Here is a 17,482-nt window from a genome sequence, read left to right on the forward strand (position 1 = left end):
GTGAGAGGCTCAATGTCTGAACTGTCCCATGCCAAGAAGCAGACAGACAATGTCAGCACAGCCTCGTCCCACACGCTTCTGGAAGGGCGGCTCGGGTATCAGCTCGAGACCGCCCTTCTGGTGCGTGCGCTGACCCATCGTTCGTACGCGTACGAGAACGGCGGTCTGCCCACCAACGAGCGGCTCGAATTCCTCGGGGATTCGGTGCTCGGTCTGGTGGTCACGGACACGCTGTACCGCACCCACCCCGACCTGCCTGAAGGCCAGCTGGCCAAATTGCGGGCCGCGGTGGTCAACTCGCGTGCGCTTGCGGAGGTGGGCCGCGGCCTCGAACTCGGCTCCTTCATCCGGCTCGGCCGGGGCGAAGAGGGCACGGGCGGCCGGGACAAGGCGTCGATTCTCGCCGACACCCTGGAAGCGGTGATCGGCGCTGTCTATCTCGACAAGGGCCTCGACGCGGCGTCCGAGCTGGTGCACCGGCTCTTCGACCCGCTGATCGAGAAGTCCTCGAATCTCGGGGCCGGCCTGGACTGGAAGACCAGTCTCCAGGAGCTCACCGCGGCGGAGAGTCTCGGGGTGCCCGAGTATCTCGTCACGGAAACGGGCCCGGACCACGAGAAGACCTTCACTGCTGCCGCCCGCGTCGGTGGTGTCTCGTACGGCACCGGCACCGGCCGCAGCAAGAAGGAAGCGGAGCAGCAGGCGGCGGAGTCCGCCTGGCGGTCCATCCGGACCGCGGCGGACGAACGGGAGGCGGCGGGGAAGACCGACGCCCACGGCGACGTTGACCGTGACGTGAACGCGGATGTCGAAAAGAACGCCGACACCACGGCTGAAGAGGCCGCCGACACCTCTTCCGCCCCGTCGGAGCCGACCCCCGCGGACACCGCCAACGCCTGAGCGTCCGTGCTCTCTCCTTCCGGGTGTGCCCCTCGCGTCGTCGTACGGCGTGAGGGGCACACCCGTTCCGGCCCCCTCACCCACAGGAGCGTCCCGTGCCCGAGCTGCCCGAGGTCGAAGTCGTCCGGCGTGGACTCGAACGCTGGGTCAGCGGCCGGACCGTCGCCGAGACCGAGGTGCTGCACCCGCGCGCGGTACGGCGGCACACCGCCGGCGCCGAGGACTTCGCAGCCCAGCTCAAGGGGCACACCATCGGTACGGCACGCCGGCGCGGCAAGTACCTCTGGCTGCCCCTGGCCGACACGGACGCCTCGATCCTCGGCCACCTCGGGATGAGCGGCCAGCTGCTGGTCCAGCCGGAGAGCGCCCCGGACGAGAAGCATCTGCGTATCCGGATCCGGTTCGCCGACACCTTCGCGACCGAGCTGCGCTTCGTCGACCAGCGCACTTTCGGCGGGCTCTCGCTCCACGAGAACACCCCCGACGGAGTGCCCGATGTCATCGCGCACATCGCCAGGGACCCGCTGGACCCGGCCTTCGACGACGACGCCTTCCTCACCGCGCTGAGGCTGCGCCGTACGACGGTCAAGCGCGCCCTGCTCGACCAGTCGCTGATCAGCGGCGTCGGCAATATCTACGCGGACGAGGCGCTCTGGCGCAGCCGCCTCCACTACGAACGCCCCACGGCCACCCTGCCCCGGCCACGCGCCAGGGAACTGCTCGGTCATGTACGGGACGTGATGAACGCGGCCCTCGACGCCGGCGGCACCAGCTTCGACAGCCTGTACGTCAATGTGAACGGCGAATCGGGGTACTTCGACCGGTCGCTGGACGCGTACGGACGTGAGGACGAGCCGTGCCGGCGCTGCGGGACACCGATACGCCGACGGCCCTGGATGAACCGCTCCAGCTATTTCTGCCCGCGCTGTCAGCGGGCTCCGCGCGTCGTGTCGTAGCGCTCGCGTGCCGACATCACCTCGGGCATCCGCGCCTCGACCAGCTGGATCAGCCCGAGCAGCCGCTCGGTGACCTCCCGGCCCAGCGGGGTCAGCTCGTAATCGACCCACGGCGGATTGACCGGCCGCGCCTCGCGCAGCACCAGTCCGTCACGCTCCAGCGCGTGCAGGGTCTGGGAGAGCATTTTCTCGCTCACGCCGTCGACGCGCCGCCGCAGTTCGTTGAAGCGGAGGCGGCTCTCGTACAGGGCGCCGAGCGTCAGACCACCCCAGCGGCCCGTCACATGTTCCAGCGTGGTGCGCGAGGGGCACTGCCGGGAGAAGACATCGAAGGCGTCCATAGCGGTGACTTTACAACCGAAAGCGCCACGCGACAGGTGGCGCTTTCGTCTGGTGAGTGCGCTTCGGTGCGTCGGCGCTGGGCTCAGAAGCCGAAGTCCTGAGTCCACCACGGGCCGCCGGAGCCGGTGTGCACACCGACACCCAGCCGCGTGTAGTCGCAGTTCAGTATGTTCGCGCGATGGCCCTCGCTGCTCATCCACGAGTCCATCACGGACTGGGCAGTGGCCTGCCCCCTGGCTATGTTCTCGCCGCCCAGATCCTTGACGCCCGCCTTGCCGGCGCGGTCCCAGGGCGACTTGCCGTCCGGGTCCGTGTGGTCGAAGAACCCGCGCTCCGCCATGTCGTCACTGAAGTTCTGCGCCAGCCTGCCGAGCGAGGCATCGGCCCGCAGCGGGCTGCACCCCACCTTCGCGCGCTCCTTGTTGACCAGCGAGAGCACGGCCGACTCGGAGGCGCTGGAGCCGGGAGCCGCGGGCGCCTCCGCGGCACGCTCGGTGGTCTGCTGGGGCGCCGGGGCCTGGCTGGTGCGGGTCGGTATGTCGGCCTTCGGCTTCGGCGGGGCCGCGGCGGGCTTGGTCGTCTTCTTCTCCGGCTGCGCGGACGGCGAATCCGGCGTGTCCTTCGAAGGAGTGACGGACGGCTTGTGCGGAGTGGGCGAGGCGGACGCCGACGGCGGCTGGGTCCGGTCGGCGGAACGGCTCGGCGAGGCCGAGGCATCCCGCGTCGGCTCGGCGGACGAGCCGCCCTGCTGCTGGAGCTCCGGAGCGCCCTCGGTACGTATCTGCCCGCTGCTGGCGCTGCCGCCGACCGTGAGGTGGTCACCGCCGCCGGGCAGCAGGCCCGAGGCGACGGCTACGGCTCCGACCGCCATGGCGGCGGAGGCGCCCAGCAGGCCGGTACGAACAGGGGTGGCGATCCGCCTCTTCCGGCGCGCACCGTCCACGTGTTCCTCGACGGGCGGGGCGGCGGCTGAGCGGCGGTGGCGTCCCATATGCCTTCCTCATGCTCTCGACGGCAACGTGTCCAGATCTCACCCGTACGAGTGAGGCTATTGCGACGGGACTGTACGGCATGACGTGTGGGGGCGCCGGGTGCGGGAAGCAATTGGCCGGTTAGCTTGCGTGCATGAAAGAAGACGTTCGACTTACGGCCTGGGTACGCGGCAGAGTGCAGGGAGTGGGCTTCCGCTGGTTCACCAGGGCAAACGCCCTGGAGATCGGCGGCCTCACCGGATTCGCCCTCAATCTGGACGACGGCAGGGTGCAGGTCGTCGCCGAGGGTCCACGTGAGAATTGCCACCGTCTGCTGGAATGGCTGCGCTCCGCCGACACACCCGGGCATGTGGACGGAGTCACTGAGATCTGGGACACCCCGCGCGGGGGTTACGAGACCTTCGCCATCCGCTGAGATCGCGTCGTCCGGGGCGGCGCCGGAGGGCTCGGGAATGCCGATGGCACATGCGTAAGTCGGCGATGACCTGGTGGTTGCCAAGAACGGCCAGTCGTGCCAGGCTGCCGGAATAAGGATGATCTCCACGCCCCCGGGGGCCCGTGGAAGAGCCGGCGCCGCACCCCTCGCGGGCGCCCGCCGCCGGGCTGCCCGCCGGTACGGGCTGTGATCGTGTTGACCGTCAAACTTTTTGGTGAGACGCTGGAATCCCCGCGCACCTTAGCTGTTTGGCAGTAAGAACCGCAGTGATGAACAAGCACTGCCAAGCACCGCGGGTGCGATTTCCCTCACGACCCACACCGCATCCGGTCGGTCACTCAGTGTGGAGGACCATTCATCATGGCAAAGGCGCTTCTCGGTTATGTCGGCGGTTCCGACCCGCGACTCCTCGCCGAGATGCGACGGCTCCAGCAGCGCGTCCAGGACCTCGAATCCGAACTCGTACGGATCCAGTCCGAGAACGACGTGCTGAACGCCGCCGTCGCACAGCACCCCGGAGAGTCGCTGCTCAATGGCATCGACATTGATGTACCCCAGGCGGAGCCCGCGCTCACCTGACAACAGCCCCCCTCGGGGTCGGGTGAGAAACACTCTCGCAAGATATGCAAGGGACGCCTCGGCGTCCCTTCTTTCTTTCCATCTTCCGCTGTACGAAGCATTGTTGGCGCTGCCACGCCTTTCTTAACGTCTGATGTGCCCTGCACGTTCGGCGGTGAAACCGGCGAGGGACGATCGGAGCCGGGTAGAGTCCGGCGGCGTGCATCTCAAGGCCATGACCCTGCGCGGGTTCAAATCCTTCGCCTCCGCCACGACGCTGCGCTTCGAGCCGGGTATCACCTGTGTCGTGGGCCCGAACGGCTCGGGTAAGTCCAATGTCGTGGACGCGCTCTCCTGGGTCATGGGGGAGCAGGGGGCGAAGTCACTGCGCGGCGGCAAGATGGAGGACGTGATCTTCGCCGGGACGACCGGGCGCCCGCCGCTCGGCCGCGCGGAGGTCTCCCTGACCATCGACAACTCCGACGGTGCGCTGCCCATCGACTACGCGGAAGTCACCATTACGCGGATCATGTTCCGCAACGGCGGCAGCGAATACCAGCTCAATGGCGACACCTGCCGCCTTCTCGATATCCAGGAGCTGCTGTCCGACAGCGGTATCGGCCGCGAGATGCATGTCATCGTCGGCCAGGGCCAGCTCGACTCCGTGCTGCACGCCGACCCGATGGGGCGCCGGGCGTTCATCGAGGAGGCCGCCGGTGTGCTCAAGCACCGCAAGCGCAAGGAGAAGGCGCTGCGGAAGCTGGACTCGATGCAGGCAAACCTGGCCCGCGTCCAGGACCTCACCGACGAGCTGCGCCGCCAGCTCAAACCCCTCGGACGGCAGGCCGCGGTCGCCCGGCGGGCCGCCGTCATACAGGCCGATCTGCGCGACGCTCGGCTGCGGCTGCTCGCCGACGACCTGGTCAGGCTGCGCGACGCGCTCCGTACGGAGATCGCGGACGAGGCCGAACTGAAGCGGCGCAAGGAGGACGCCGAGACCCGGCTCAAGGCCGCGCTGACCCGGGAAGCGGAGCTGGAGGACGAGGTACGGCGGCTCGCGCCGCGCCTCCAGCGGGCCCAGCAGACCTGGTACGAGCTGTCCCAGCTCGCCGAGCGGGTACGGGGCACGGTCTCGCTCGCCGACGCGCGGGTGAAGAGCGCGACCGCCGCGCCCACGGACGAACGGCGCGGCCGGGACCCCGAGGACATGGAGCGCGAGGCCGCCCGGATCCGGGAGCAGGAGGCGGAGCTGGAGGCCGCGCTGGAGGCGGCCGAACACGCCCGCGAGGACACCGTCGCGCACCGCGCCGAGCTGGAACGGCAACTGGCCGCCGAGGAACGCCGGCTCAAGGACGCCGCCCGCGCGATCGCCGACCGCCGCGAGGGCCTCGCCCGGCTGCACGGCCAGGTCAACGCGGCCCGCGGCCGGGCGGCGTCGGCCCAGGCGGAGATCGGCCGCCTCGCCGCGTCCCGTGACGAGGCGCGCGAGCGCGCGGTCGCCGCCCAGGAGGAGTACGAACAGCTCAAGGCCGAGGTGGACGGCCTGGACGCCGAGGACCATGAACGGGGCGAGCGGTACGAGAACGCCCGCTCCGCCCTGTCCGCCGCGGAGGCCGCGCTGACGGCGGCGCGCGAGGCCGCCACCACGGCCGAACGCGAACGCGCCGCCCTCGCGGCCCGCCATGACGCGCTCGCCCTCGGTCTGCGCCGCAAGGACGGCACCGGCGCGCTGCTCGCCGCCCGCGACAGCCTCTCGGGCCTGCTCGGTCCGGCCGCCGAACTGCTCACCGTCACCCCCGGATACGAGATCCCGGTGGCCGCGGCGCTCGGTGCCGCCGCGGACGCGATCGCCGTCGCCGACCCGACGGCGGCGGCCGAGGCCATCCGGCTGCTGCGCAAACAGGACGCGGGCCGCGCGGCCCTGCTGCCGGCCGGCTCTCCCGGGGAGGACGAGCCCGGCCCGCAGGACCGCCCAGGGACGGCCCCCGGCGTGCCCGGCCAGGCGGCGGCGGAAGGACGCGGTACGGACGCGGCCGGCCGTTCCGTACGTACCGCGACCGCCGTCGGCGCCGCGCCGCACGTCATCGATCTGGTGAGCGGACCCGCCGAATTGCTGGGCGCCGTACGGCGGCTCGTCCGGGACACGGTGGTCGTCGGGACGCTGGAGGACGCCGAGGACCTGGTCGCCGCGCGGCCCGCGATCACCGCCGTGACCGCCGAGGGCGATGTGCTCGGGGCGCACTTCGCGCACGGCGGCTCGGCGGGCGCGCCGAGCCTGCTGGAGGTACAGGCCTCCGTCGACGAGGCCGCCGCCGACCTCGCCGAGCTGGCCGTCCGGTGTGAGGAACTGGCCGGGGCACAGCGCCTGGCCACCGAGCGGCGGGCCGAGTGCGCCGCGCTGGTGGAGGAGCTGGGGGAGCGGCGCCGGGCCGCCGACCGGGAGAAGTCCGCGGTGTCCGGGCGTCTGGGACGGCTCTCCGGGCAGGCGCGCGCGGCCGCCGGCGAGGCCGAGCGTACGACCGCGGCCGCCGCCAAGGCGCAGGAGGCGCTGGAGCGCGCCACCGCCGAGGCGGAGGAACTCGCGGAACGGCTGCTGGTCGCGGAGGAGGCCCCGGTCCAGGAGGAGCCGGACACCTCCGTACGGGACCGGCTCGCGGCCGACGGCGCCAACGCCCGGCAGACCGAGATGGAGGCCCGGCTCCAGGTCCGTACCCACGAGGAGCGGGTGAAGGGGCTGGCCGGCCGGGCCGACGCGCTCGACCGGGGGGCGCGCGCCGAGCGCGAGGCGCGGGCGCGCGCGGAACAGCGTCGCGCGCGGCTGCGCCACGAGGCCCACGTCGCCGGCGCCGTGGCGGCCGGCGCCCGGCAGCTGCTGGCGCATGTGGAGGTGTCGGTCGTACGGGCCGAGGCCGAACGCGTCGCCGCCGAGGCGGCCAAGGCCGAGCGCGAACGGGAGCTGGCCGCCGAGCGCAACCAGGGCCGGGACCTCAAGGCCGAGCTGGACAAGCTCACCGACTCCGTGCACCGAGGCGAGGTGCTCGGCGCCGAGAAGCGGATGCGGATCGAGCAACTGGAGGCCAAGGCCCTGGAGGAGCTGGGGGTGGAGCCGGCCGGGCTGATCGCCGAGTACGGCCCCGGTCAGCTCGTACCGCCGTCCCCGCCCGCGGAGGGCGAGACGCTGCCCGAGGACCCGGCGGATCCGCGCAACCAGCCGAAGCCCTACGTGCGGGCAGAGCAGGAGAAGCGGCTCAAGGCGGCCGAACGGGCGCATCAGCAGCTCGGAAAGGTGAATCCGCTCGCCCTGGAGGAGTTCGCGGCCCTGGAGGAACGCCACAAGTTCCTCTCCGAGCAGCTCGAAGACCTGAAGAAGACCCGGGCGGATCTGCTGCTCGTGGTGAAGGAGGTCGACGAACGCGTCGAGCAGGTCTTCACCGAGGCGTACCGGGACACGGCGGAACAGTTCGAGGGGGTCTTCTCGCGGCTCTTCCCGGGCGGCGAGGGACGGCTCATCCTCACCGATCCCGAGAACATGCTCACCACGGGGGTGGACGTGGAGGCCAGGCCGCCGGGCAAGAAGGTCAAGCGGCTGTCACTGCTCTCCGGCGGCGAACGGTCCCTGACGGCAGTGGCGTTGCTGGTGTCGATCTTCAAGGCGCGGCCGAGCCCGTTCTATGTGATGGACGAGGTCGAGGCGGCGCTCGACGACACCAACCTCCAGCGGCTGATCCGCATCATGCAGGAGCTCCAGGAGAGCTCCCAGCTGATCGTGATCACGCATCAGAAGCGGACGATGGAGGTCGCGGACGCGCTGTACGGGGTCTCCATGCAGGGCGACGGGGTCTCCAAGGTCATCAGCCAGCGGCTGCGCTGACCCCGTATCACCTGGGGATCGCACAGGACACGCGTACAAGTGGTGGCCGGGGGCAAGTTGTGACCCACTGGAAAGGCTCGCCCACCCCACGTCCGGCAACGGCAGCCGGGCGGCACCAGGAGCACACGTGACCGACACAGCGCAGGTACCGCCGTCCGGAGGCCGCGCGGCCCCGCCGGAACACCTCCGCCATGTCATCTTCATCACGGCCGCGGCCGCGATGGGCGGCTTCCTCTTCGGCTACGACAGCTCGGTGATCAACGGGGCCGTCGAAGCCATCAGGAGCAGATACGACATCGGCTCGGCGGCCCTCGCGCAGGTCATCGCCATCGCCCTGATCGGCTGTGCGATCGGTGCCGCCACCGCGGGCCGGATCGCCGACCGGATCGGCCGTATCCGCTGTATGCGGATCTCCGCGGCCCTCTTCACCGTCAGCGCCGTCGGCTCCGCGCTGCCGTTCGACATCTACGACCTGGCGGCCTGGCGGATCATCGGCGGCTTCGCCATCGGCATGGCGTCGGTGATCGGCCCCGCGTACATCGCCGAGGTGTCCCCGGCCGCCTACCGGGGCCGGCTCGGCTCCTTCCAGCAGGCCGCGATCGTCATCGGCATCGCCGTCTCCCAGCTGGTGAACTTCGGCATCCTTCAGCTCGCCAACGGCGACCAGCGCGGCACGCTGCTGGGCCTGGAGGCGTGGCAGTGGATGCTCGGCGTGATGGTCGTACCGGCGCTCCTGTACGGACTGCTCTCCTTCGCGATCCCCGAGTCGCCGCGCTATCTGCTCTCCGTGGGCCGGGTGGAGCGCGCCAGGCAGGTGCTCGCCGAGGTCGAGAGCGAGGACGTCGATCTGGACGCCCGGGTCGCCGAGATCGAACACGCCATGCGCCGCGAGCACAAGTCGACCTTCAAGGACCTGAAAGGCAGCCGCTTCTACTTCCTGCCCATCGTGTGGGTCGGCATCGGGCTGTCGATGTTCCAGCAGCTCGTCGGCATCAATGTCGCCTTCTACTACTCGGCGACGCTCTGGCAGTCGGTCGGCATCAACCCGTCCAGCTCGTTCTTCTACTCGTTCACCACATCGATCGTGAACATCATCGGCACCGTGATCGCGATGGTCCTGGTGGACAAGGTCGGCCGCAAACCCCTCGCGCTCGTCGGCTCGTCGGGCATGGCCATCGCGCTCGCCTTCGAGGCCTGGGCGTTCTCCGCGCCCCTGGTGAACGGCAGACTGCCGGGCACGGAGGGGACCGTCGCCCTGGTCGCGGCCCATGTGTTCGTGCTCTTCTTCGCGCTGTCCTGGGGCGTCATCGTCTGGGTCTTCCTCGGCGAGATGTTCCCGAACAAGATCCGCGCCGCCGCGCTCGGTGTGGCGGCCTCGGCGCAGTGGATCGCGAACTGGGTCATCACCGCGAGCTTCCCGAGCCTGGCCGAGTGGAACCTCTCCGGCACGTACGTCATCTACACCTGCTTCGCCGTGCTCTCCATCCCGTTCGTGCTGCTGTTCGTGAAGGAGACGAAGGGCAAGACGCTCGAAGAGATGGGTTAGCGCCGGACAGGCCCTTAGACGGACAGCGTCTCCTTCTCGGCCCGCGCGGCGGCCGGGGCCGTGACCCGCTCGCGCGGCAGGACCGCGTAGAGAGCCGCCGCCACGACGGTCGTGATGACCCAGCCCAGACCGTTCTCACCGGCCCAGGTCCCGGCGAAGGGTCCCGAGAACCAGTCCACGCGCGTGAACAGCAGCCCCACCACCAGCGCCGTAGCCCAGGCGGCCATCGCCGACCACGCGAAGCCGCCCCGGTACCAGTAGGCGCTGGTCCGTGTGGTGTCCATCAGCGCCGCGCCGTCGTACGTACGCCGCCGCAGCATGTCCACCCCGAAGACACCGATCCAGGCCGAGAACGCCACCGCGAGCAGCGTCAGGAACGAGATGAACGAGCCGATGAAGCTGGTGGCCACCACCATCAGCAGGAAGCCGAGGACGAGACTGATCACCGCGTTCACGCTCACCGCCCAGGCGCGCGGCACCTTGATGCCCAGGGTCTGCGCGGTGAAGCCCGCCGAGTACATCGACATCGAGTTGATCAGCACCATGCCGACCAGCGCGATCAGCAGATACGGCACCGAGATCCAGGCGGGCAGCAGCTCACCGATGAACGACACCGGGTCCTGCGCCGTGGCGAGATCCGGGGTGCCGACCGCCATCACCGCGCCCATCAGCACCATCGGCAGCACCACGATCCCCGCGCCGCCGACGGTCGAGCCGACCATCGCCCGGCCGGAGGCGGACCGGGGCAGATAGCGTGTGAAGTCCGGGGCCGAGGGCACCCAGCTGATCCCGCCCGCCGCGACGGTCCCGATCCCCGCGACCATCATCGCCGTCGACCCCGCGGGCCGGCCGAAGACCGCCGACCAGTCCGTATGGGCCACCAGATACACCAGCACCAGCACGCTGAAGGCGCCGAAGAGATAGGTCGACCAGGTACTGCACACCCGCAGCGCGCCGATGCCGAGGCCCGAGACCAGGAAGGTGCAGGCCACGAAGAGCAGCAGCGTGATCACGATCAGCGGAGTGTTGCGCTTGACGCCGAAGACCAAGTCGAGAACCGTCAGCACGGCATAGGCGCCGGTGACCGCGTTGATCGTCTCCCAGCCCCAGCGGGCGACCCAGATCAGCGTGCCGGGGAAGAGGTTCCCCCGCTGGCCGAAGACAGCCCGGGAGAGCGCCATACCCGGGGAGCCGCCGCGCTTTCCGGCGAGGGAGACCAGCCCCACGATGCCGTACGACACGACGGGCGCCGCGACGGCGACGGTCAGCACCTGCCAGAAGTTCAGACCGTTGAAGACGATCAGACCGGCGCCCATCGTGAGCAGCAGCACGCTGATGTTCGCGGCCACCCAGGTGGGGAAGAGTTGGCGGACATGGCCGGTGCGTTCGTCCTCGGGGACGGGTTCCAGACCGCGGGTCTCTATCGCGCCTTCGGAGGCGTGGGGCATGAAGAGGCTCCGTACAGAGGTGGGGGGCTCCAGAGAGAGGGGAGTCCGGGCGAACCCAGAACCCCCAGCATCGTACGTTCAGCGCAAAAGGTCCAAATCGTAACGAGGATCTCCGTGTGATCCTCTGAAGCCAGGGCCGGTCCCGGCCGTGGCCGATACTGGGAGCGTTATGGAAATCGTCATCCTTGTTGTAGTCATCGCCCTGGTCGCGGTCGGCCTGATCAGCGGGCTCGTGGTCGGCAGCCGCAAGAAGAAGAAGCTGCCGCCCGAGGCGCCGTCGAGCACGCCGACCCTCACAGCTCCCCCTGCCGAGCCACATGTCGGCGACGAGGCGGAGGCACCGCGCGACGAGCCGCGCCGCACGATCGAGGAGGTCGGCCTCCCGGACGGCACGGAGGCGCCGGTCGCCGTCGAGGAGGCCCCGGCCGCACCCGCGATCGAGATCCCCGAGCCGTCCGCGGGCCGGCTGATCCGGCTGCGCGCCAGGCTCGCCCGCTCGCAGAACTCCCTCGGCAAGGGACTGCTCACGCTGCTCTCGCGCGAGCACCTCGACGAGGAGACCTGGGAGGAGATCGAGGAGACCCTCCTCATCGCGGACGTCGGTGTCGCCCCGACCCAGGAACTGGTCGAGCGGCTGCGCGAGCGGGTACGGGTGCTCGGCACGCGGACGCCGGAGGAACTGCGCGCGCTGCTCAAGGAGGAGCTGGTCCACCTCCTCGGCACGGACTTCGACCGCGCGGTGCAGACCGAGAGCGGCCTCGACACCCCGGCCGTGGTGATGGTCGTCGGCGTCAACGGCACCGGCAAGACCACGACCACCGGCAAGCTGGCACGCGTACTGATCGCGGACGGCCGCTCGGTCGTCCTGGGCGCGGCCGACACGTTCCGCGCCGCCGCCGCGGATCAGCTCCAGACCTGGGGCGAGCGGGTCGGCGCCCGTACGGTGCGCGGCCCGGAGGGCGGCGACCCGGCGTCGATCGCGTTCGACGCGGTCAAGGAGGGCATCGCGGAGGGCGCGGACGTCGTCCTCATCGACACGGCGGGCCGGCTGCACACCAAGACCGGGCTGATGGACGAGCTGGGCAAGGTCAAGAGGGTCGTGGAGAAGCACGGTCCGCTGGACGAGGTGCTGCTGGTCCTGGACGCCACGACCGGGCAGAACGGGCTGGTGCAGGCGCGGGTGTTCGCGGAGGTCGTGGACATCACGGGCATCGTCCTCACGAAGCTGGACGGCACGGCCAAGGGGGGCATCGTGATCGCGGTGCAGCGGGAGCTGGGGGTGCCGGTGAAGCTGGTGGGCCTGGGCGAGGGAGCGGATGATCTGGCCCCGTTCGAACCCGAGGCGTTCGTGAGCGCGCTGATCGGCGACTAGGGGTTTGCGCGGCTCCGTGCCGGGGCCCGGGCCCGGTTTCCGGTCCGGTCCGGTGCGGTTGCGGTCTCGCGGCTCCGTGCCGGGGGCCGGGGGCTCCGGAGGTACATGTCCGGACGGCATGATTTACGGCGCATCTGGCCACAGTCGGGATGTGGGCGTCCGCGCGCCACAAATCACGCTTTAGTGTCCGGACACGCACCTCCTCCGCCCCCGACCCCCTTCCCCCGGTGGTCGCCACCAGCCGCCGCCTCGGCTCAGCGTCTGGGGCCGCGCACGGCCGCGTGGGGCGTGGCGGGAGGGGGTCGGGGTCGGAGGAGGTGCGTGTCCGGACGTAAAGCGTCGCAGCTCGCGCGAAGCGCGGTGAGGAAAGCAGTCCGGACACGTACCTCCGGAGGCCCCGGTCCCCGGAACCAGCGACGGCCCGCACCACGACCCCCCGCCGGGAGGCGCACCGCACTCCGGACAACGGCCCCCCGCCGGACGGCGACCCGTCAGGCCAGGCGATGGCAGATGTACGCCAGCGTGCCCAGCAGCAGCCTCGCCGGCGGCGGCTCCGCCGCCGTGTCCAGGGACGGCGGGCGCAGCCACCGCACCGGACCCAGCCCCGCCACCTCCGACGGCGGCGCCAGTACATACGCTCCCGGCCCCAGGCCGTGCAGGTCCAGGTCCGCGTCGTCCCAGCCCATCCGGTACAGCAGCTCCGGCAGCTCCGCCGCCGCGCCCGGCGCCACGAAGAAGTGGGCGCGGCCGGTCGGTGTCGCCAGGACCGGGCCCAGCGGGAGCCCCATCCGTTCGAGCCGTACCAGGGCCCGGCTCCCCGCCGGTTCCGCCACGTCGATGATGTCGAAGCCGCGGCCCACGGGCAGCAGCACCGCCGCGCCCGGCACCTCCGACCACGCCTTGGCGACGTCGTCGAGGGTGGCGCCCGCCGGCACCTCGGGGCTGAATGCCAGCGGATGGGCGCCCGGCGACACGCAGTCGCGTTCGCCGCAGGGGCACCGCCCGCCCGAGGCCCGCGCCGCGGGAACGGCCGCGGGAACCGCCGCCGGAATCGCGCCGGGAACCACGTCCCAGCCCCACAGGCCCGTGTACTCCGCCACCGCGGTGCACTCAGTGGTGCGGCCGCGGCGGCGCGAGCCGGACCGCATTTCCCGGATGCCGCCGATCGTGAAGCCCATGCCCCCTCCAACGGGTCGAACTCACCGGTGGTTACGTCTCGCAGTCTGCCCGTGACACTCCGTCGCCATTGGGGCGGTTAAGGCGGCGCGAAGTGGCATTGGGGGTAGCCGGGCCGGATTCGCGCGCCCCGGCGTGCGGCGCTTCGGCCCGCTCCGATCGAAGTGCGTCAAGTCAATCGCGCCTGGCCGTGGGCGAGTTCATTCGAAGGGGTGGCGAATGGTGGCGTTTGCGGAATCGCCCTCGCTGGGACAGTGATCGTAGGATTACTTTCAGTGCACGAACCCGGGGTAAGGCACTCCCGTGGGTATGCCAAGGGCAACTCGGTTTCCTGTTCGAAGCGGCGCAACCGGCGGACAGGCGCCCCGTGCTCACGGCATTCTGATGGCGATTCGCGCGACAAGTGGCTTCAGCGGATGGGGGCGTTCCAGTGGGCGGCAGTGGCGCAGGCGGTACGAATACCGGCAAGCGCCCGAATGGGCAACTCGGCTCGTGGTTCCTGCGCAGCGGCTGGTCGAAGGGCGAACTGGCGCGGCAGGTCAACCGCCGGGCGCGCCAGATGGGCGCGCACCACATCAGCACGGACACCTCGCGGGTGCGCCGCTGGCTCGACGGTGAGCAGCCGCGCGAGCCGATCCCGCGCATCCTCGCCGAGCTGTTCTCCGAGCGCTTCGGCGCCGTCGTGGCCGTCGAGGAGCTCGGGCTGCGCTCCGCGCATCAGTCGCCCTCGGTGTCCGGGGTCGATCTGCCCTGGGCGGGCCCCCAGACCGTGGCGCTGATCAGCGAGTTCTCCCGCAGCGATCTGATGCTGGCGCGGCGCGGATTCCTCGGAACCTCGCTGGCGCTGGCCGCGGGGCCGGCCCTGGTGGAGCCCATGCAGCGCTGGCTGGTGCCCACCTCGGCGGGCGGCCCGGAGCAGCCCGTCGACGAGCCGGCCGCCACTCCGTCCCGGGCCTCCCGGCTCTCCGGGCCCGAGCTGGATCTGCTGGAGTCGACCACCGCGATGTTCCGGCTCTGGGACGCGCAGTGCGGCGGCGGCCTGCGGCGCAAGGCGGTCGTCGGCCAACTCCACGAGGTCACCGACCTGCTCCAGGAGCCTCAGCCCGGGGCCACCTCGCGGCGGCTCTTCCGGTGCGCGGCCGAACTGGCCGAGCTGGCCGGCTGGATGAGTTACGACGTCGGACTCCAGCCCAACGCCCAGAAGTACTTCGTCCTCGCCCTGCACGCCGCGAAGGAGGCCGGGGACAAGCCGCTCGGCTCGTACATCCTCTCGTCCATGAGCCGTCAGATGATCCATCTCGGCCGGCCCGACGACGCGCTGGAGCTGATCCATCTCGCGCAGTACGGCAGCCGGGACTGCGCCACCGCCCGGACCCAGGCCATGCTGTATGCGATGGAGGCGCGCGCGTACGCCAACATGGGCCAGCCGAGCAAGACGAAGCGGGCCGTCAGGATGGCCGAGGACACCTTCTCCGACGCCGGGGCCGACGGCGAGGCGGAGCCCGACTGGATCCGCTTCTTCTCCGAGGCGGAGCTCAACGGCGAGAACGCCCACTCATACCGCGACCTCGCCTATGTCTCCGGCCGCAGCCCCATCTACGCCTCCCTCGCCGAACCGGTGATGCGGCGCGCCGTCGAGCTGTTCGCCGAGGACCCCGACCACCAGCGGTCGTACGCGCTGAACCTGATCGGCCTGGCCACCGTCCATCTCCTCAAGCGGGAGCCCGAGCAGTCCACGGCCCTTGCGGAGAAGGCCCTGAAGGTGGCGGAGAGCGTGCGTTCCGAGCGGGTCAACACCCGGCTCCGCAAGACGCTCGACACCGCCGCCAGGGAATTCGGCGATGTCTCCGGCGTGGTCGATCTCACCGAGCGGCTCACCGCCCAGCTGCCCGAGTCCGCGGAGGCCGTCTGAGCGGCGGACGCACCCGGCCGCGGGCCGGACCCGTACACCGCCCGCCGAAAGCTCCGGCCGCGGCAGTCACCCCGTACAGCCCGACACGGCTCCCCCGCCGCCAGGACACAGGGTGACCGCCGCGGCCGGTTTCCGATGTCCGCAGAGGGTATCCACGGCCGGCCCCCGAGATCCGCCGGTTCATCGGCACGTAACACACCGGACGTCTTCGTCACTGCGGTGAAACATCGAGCTGCATTGGCCGAAACCGCGCTGCGCCAATCTCCTCAGCACAGTCGGCCCACACCTAGCTTGAGCATCCGCACGGGCCGTTCCGACCCACGAGGAGACGCTGGCCTTGAATGGCGCAGATACCGCATTCGTATTGATCAGTGCCGCGCTCGTCATGCTGATGACGCCCGGCCTGGCCTTCTTCTACGGCGGCATGGTGCGGGTGAAGAGCGCCCTCAACATGCTCATGATGTCCCTGATCTCGCTCGGGATCGTCAGCGTGCTGTGGGTGCTCTACGGGTACTCGCTGACCTTCGGTGACGACATCGGCGCCGGTCTGCTGGGCAACTTCGACCACATCGGCCTCAAGGGCATCACGGTCGACACCCTGACCGGAGGCACGGAAGGCATTCCGGTCTTCGCCTTCGCCCTCTTCCAGCTGATGTTCGCCGTCCTTACCCCCGCCCTGATGAGCGGGGCGCTCGCGGACCGTGTGAAGTTCAGCGCCTGGGCGCTGTTCATCGGGCTCTGGGTCTCCGTCGTGTACTTCCCGATCGCGCACTGGGTCTGGCAGTCCGACGGCTGGCTCTTCAAGCTCGGGGTGATCGACTTCGCCGGTGGTACGGCGGTCCACATCAACGCGGGTGTCGGAGCGCTCGCCGCGGTCCTTGTCGTCGGCAAGCGGATCGGATTCAAGAAGGACCCGATGCGGCCGCACAGCCTGCCGCTCGTCGTCCTCGGCGCCGCGCTGCTGTGGTTCGGCTGGTTCGGGTTCAACGCCGGATCGGCGCTGGCCGCCAACGGCACCGCCGCCCTCATGGCCTTCAACACGCAGATCGCCACCGGCGCCGCGATGCTCGGCTGGCTGATCTACGAGCGCATCCGGCACGGCGCGTTCACCACGCTGGGCGCCGCCTCCGGCGCCGTCGCGGGCCTGGTCGCGATCACCCCGTCCGGCGCGGCCGTCAACCCCTTCGGCGCCCTGCTCATCGGTGTCGTCGCCGGTGCGGTCTGCTCCTGGGCCGTCAGCCTCAAGTTCAAGCTGGGCTACGACGACTCCCTCGACGTGGTCGGCGTCCACCTCGTCGGCGGTGTCATCGGCACGCTCCTCGTGGGTGTCCTCGCCACCGGTGGCGTCGGCGGACTCTCGCAGCTGGGCAAGCAGGCCGTCGGAGCCTTCGCGGTGATGGCCTACTCCTTCGTGGTCTCCTGGATCCTCGCCAAGATCGTCGATGCCACGATCGGCTTCCGGGCCTCCGAGGACGACGAGACGAGCGGCGTCGACATGGCGTACCACGCCGAGTCCGCCTACGACTACAGCGCGGTCGGGGGTTCGCCGTCGGGCCGTAGTAGCGTCGCCGCCGCCAGCCAGGACGAGACCGTCGCCGTCGCGGCGAAGACCAAGAAGGTGGACGCATGAAGCTCATCACCGCAGTCGTGAAGCCGCACCGGCTGGACGAGATCAAGGAGGCCCTCCAGGCCTTCGGCGTCCAGGGGCTCACGGTCACGGAGGCCAGTGGCTACGGCCGTCAGCGCGGCCACACCGAGGTCTACCGCGGTGCGGAGTACACCGTCGACCTCGTACCGAAGATCCGTATCGAGGTACTGGTCGAGGACGGCGACGCCGAACAGCTCATCGATGTGGTGGTCAAAGCCGCCCGTACCGGCAAGATCGGTGACGGGAAGGTATGGAGCGTGCCGGTCGACACGGCGGTCCGGGTACGGACCGGCGAGCGCGGGCCGGACGCACTCTAGAGACGGGA

The 17,482-nt window shown here is 70.5% G+C and carries 14 protein-coding genes; 10 read left to right on the plus strand and 4 right to left on the minus strand.

The genetic code is table 11. The features are described from left to right. Positions 1-12: 12 nt before the first annotated feature. Positions 13-900: a ribonuclease III gene (gene rnc / locus ACFRKB_RS25545; RefSeq protein ID WP_383108739.1), complete on the plus strand. Its 888-nt coding sequence runs from the start codon at positions 13-15 to the stop codon at positions 898-900. A 95-nt stretch (positions 901-995) separates the two neighbouring features. Next, positions 996-1,856, plus strand: coding sequence for a bifunctional DNA-formamidopyrimidine glycosylase/DNA-(apurinic or apyrimidinic site) lyase (gene mutM / locus ACFRKB_RS25550; protein ID WP_383108740.1), 861 nt, complete (start codon positions 996-998; stop codon positions 1,854-1,856). Here the strand turns inward: mutM and ACFRKB_RS25555 are convergent. Beyond that, complete coding sequence (locus tag ACFRKB_RS25555) at positions 1,829-2,197, minus strand: winged helix-turn-helix transcriptional regulator (RefSeq protein WP_383108742.1); 369 nt, start codon at positions 2,195-2,197, stop codon at positions 1,829-1,831. The two genes, mutM and ACFRKB_RS25555, sit on opposite strands and share 28 nt — an antisense overlap. A gap of 83 nt (positions 2,198-2,280) precedes the next feature. Continuing rightward, positions 2,281-3,189, minus strand: coding sequence for a CAP domain-containing protein (locus ACFRKB_RS25560; protein WP_383108743.1), 909 nt, complete (start codon positions 3,187-3,189; stop codon positions 2,281-2,283). Positions 3,190-3,323: 134 nt separating this feature from the next. Here ACFRKB_RS25560 and ACFRKB_RS25565 point away from each other — a divergent pair, with 134 nt between their 5' ends. From ACFRKB_RS25565 to ACFRKB_RS25580, 4 genes are all read left to right on the plus strand, one after another. Next, the gene (locus ACFRKB_RS25565; protein WP_365976271.1) at positions 3,324-3,605 is read left to right on the plus strand and encodes an acylphosphatase; all 282 of its coding nucleotides are present in this window, start codon (positions 3,324-3,326) and stop codon (positions 3,603-3,605) included. Positions 3,606-3,986: 381 nt separating this feature from the next. Next, on the plus strand, positions 3,987-4,205 hold the full coding sequence (locus ACFRKB_RS25570) for a hypothetical protein (RefSeq protein WP_030351764.1): 219 nt from the start codon (positions 3,987-3,989) through the stop codon (positions 4,203-4,205). 199 nt (positions 4,206-4,404) lie between these two features. Then, on the plus strand, positions 4,405-8,055 hold the full coding sequence (locus tag ACFRKB_RS25575; protein WP_383108744.1) for an AAA family ATPase: 3,651 nt from the start codon (positions 4,405-4,407) through the stop codon (positions 8,053-8,055). 127 nt (positions 8,056-8,182) lie between these two features. After that, positions 8,183-9,601, plus strand: a complete 1,419-nt coding sequence (locus ACFRKB_RS25580; protein WP_383108745.1) for a sugar porter family MFS transporter — start codon at positions 8,183-8,185, stop codon at positions 9,599-9,601. Positions 9,602-9,615: 14 nt separating this feature from the next. Here the strand turns inward: ACFRKB_RS25580 and ACFRKB_RS25585 are convergent, their stop codons facing one another. After that, the gene (locus ACFRKB_RS25585) at positions 9,616-11,049 is read right to left on the minus strand and encodes a cytosine permease (RefSeq protein ID WP_383108747.1); all 1,434 of its coding nucleotides are present in this window, start codon (positions 11,047-11,049) and stop codon (positions 9,616-9,618) included. A gap of 169 nt (positions 11,050-11,218) precedes the next feature. Between ACFRKB_RS25585 and ftsY the strand changes: the two genes are divergently transcribed. Next, entirely contained in the window at positions 11,219-12,421 is a 1,203-nt protein-coding gene (ftsY, locus tag ACFRKB_RS25590) for a signal recognition particle-docking protein FtsY (RefSeq protein WP_383108748.1), read from the plus strand. 491 nt (positions 12,422-12,912) lie between these two features. On the opposite strand, the gene ACFRKB_RS25595 is transcribed toward ftsY, so the two are convergent. After that, entirely contained in the window at positions 12,913-13,599 is a 687-nt protein-coding gene (locus ACFRKB_RS25595; RefSeq protein WP_383108749.1) for a bifunctional DNA primase/polymerase, read from the minus strand. Between the two features lie 428 nt (positions 13,600-14,027). Between ACFRKB_RS25595 and nsdA the strand changes: the two genes are divergently transcribed. From nsdA to ACFRKB_RS25610, 3 genes are all read left to right on the plus strand, one after another. Then, positions 14,028-15,509 carry a transcriptional repressor NsdA gene (gene nsdA, locus ACFRKB_RS25600; protein WP_383108750.1) on the plus strand — a complete coding sequence of 494 codons (1,482 nt, stop codon included), beginning with the start codon at positions 14,028-14,030 and terminating at the stop codon, positions 15,507-15,509. Between the two features lie 337 nt (positions 15,510-15,846). Then, entirely contained in the window at positions 15,847-17,139 is a 1,293-nt protein-coding gene (locus ACFRKB_RS25605) for an ammonium transporter (RefSeq protein WP_383108752.1), read from the plus strand. Beyond that, positions 17,136-17,474 (plus strand): P-II family nitrogen regulator, encoded by a 339-nt coding sequence (locus ACFRKB_RS25610; RefSeq protein ID WP_030351756.1) that lies wholly within the window; start codon positions 17,136-17,138, stop codon positions 17,472-17,474. The genes ACFRKB_RS25605 and ACFRKB_RS25610 overlap by 4 nt, the downstream gene beginning before the upstream one ends. Positions 17,475-17,482 lie beyond the last annotated feature (8 nt).

Origin of the sequence: Streptomyces scopuliridis (assembly GCF_042790125.1) — a bacterium.
Taxonomy (GTDB): domain Bacteria; phylum Actinomycetota; class Actinomycetes; order Streptomycetales; family Streptomycetaceae; genus Streptomyces; species Streptomyces scopuliridis_A.

What these genes read in the sequence shown, in the direction of transcription:
- rnc (WP_383108739.1), top strand. Translation starts at nt 13, where the DNA reads ATGTCTGAACTGTCCCATGCCAAGAAGCAGACAGACAATGTCAGCACA.
- ACFRKB_RS25555 (WP_383108742.1), bottom strand. Translation starts at nt 2,197, where the DNA reads ATGGACGCCTTCGATGTCTTCTCCCGGCAGTGCCCCTCGCGCACCACG.
- ACFRKB_RS25560 (WP_383108743.1), bottom strand. Translation starts at nt 3,189, where the DNA reads ATGGGACGCCACCGCCGCTCAGCCGCCGCCCCGCCCGTCGAGGAACAC.
- ACFRKB_RS25565 (WP_365976271.1), top strand. Translation starts at nt 3,324, where the DNA reads ATGAAAGAAGACGTTCGACTTACGGCCTGGGTACGCGGCAGAGTGCAG.
- ACFRKB_RS25570 (WP_030351764.1), top strand. Translation starts at nt 3,987, where the DNA reads ATGGCAAAGGCGCTTCTCGGTTATGTCGGCGGTTCCGACCCGCGACTC.
- ACFRKB_RS25585 (WP_383108747.1), bottom strand. Translation starts at nt 11,049, where the DNA reads ATGCCCCACGCCTCCGAAGGCGCGATAGAGACCCGCGGTCTGGAACCC.
- ftsY (WP_383108748.1), top strand. Translation starts at nt 11,219, where the DNA reads ATGGAAATCGTCATCCTTGTTGTAGTCATCGCCCTGGTCGCGGTCGGC.
- ACFRKB_RS25595 (WP_383108749.1), bottom strand. Translation starts at nt 13,599, where the DNA reads ATGGGCTTCACGATCGGCGGCATCCGGGAAATGCGGTCCGGCTCGCGC.
- ACFRKB_RS25610 (WP_030351756.1), top strand. Translation starts at nt 17,136, where the DNA reads ATGAAGCTCATCACCGCAGTCGTGAAGCCGCACCGGCTGGACGAGATC.